Genomic DNA, 665 nt, shown 5'->3' with positions numbered 1-665 from the left:
GCCAGCCGGTTATAGGCGGCGTATCCGTCGACTTGCAGGATGCCGCGATAGCCGTCCAGATGACGGGCGACACATTCGCCGGCGCGGCTGTCCTCGAAGCGGTAGGCGACGATGGGCGGTCCACTGCCGCCAAAGGGCCGATCATCGCGGACATAGGTCCAGAGGTAGGCCGTCTTGGCCTTGCCAGATCCCGGCGCCAGCGTTGGCAGCGTGGTCTCATCGGCGAAGACCCGCTCCCCCTGCTTGATGCGAGCCAGTGCGTAATCGGCGAGCGGCTCGAGCTCGAAGCCGAGCTTGCCCATCCACTGCGCCATCTGTGACCGGTCGATCTCGACCTGATCGCGGGCATAGATCGCTTCCTGGCGGTAGAGCGGCAGGCCATCGGCGTATTTCGACACCGCGATCTGCGCCAGCAGCGCTTCGGTCGGAATGCCGCTTTCGATGATGCGGGCGGGCGCGGCTGCCTGGATGACGCCGTCCCAACCCTTGTAGGCATATTTGGGGCGACGCGTAACGATCACCCGGAACTTCGCCGGGGTGACATCGAGCCGTTCGGAGACGTCCTCGCCGATCAGGATCTTTTCCAGCGCTTCGCAGCCAGCAGGCGTTTCGGGCTCGATGACCACCTCGACCCGTTCGAGATGGGCCGCAAAGCCTTTGCGAGG

At 65.0% G+C, this 665-nt stretch carries 1 protein-coding gene; it reads right to left on the bottom strand.

Annotated features, from left to right (window positions below):
* On the bottom strand, positions 1 to 665 hold a 665-nt coding region (tnpC, locus tag NKH89_RS35700; protein ID WP_352912066.1), incomplete at both ends, for an IS66 family transposase.

Origin of the sequence: Mesorhizobium sp. M0923 (genome assembly GCF_040319365.1) — a bacterium.
Classification (GTDB): domain Bacteria; phylum Pseudomonadota; class Alphaproteobacteria; order Rhizobiales; family Rhizobiaceae; genus Mesorhizobium.
Note: the sequence above shows the minus strand (reverse complement) of the source record. Positions and strands in the feature narration are given on the sequence as shown.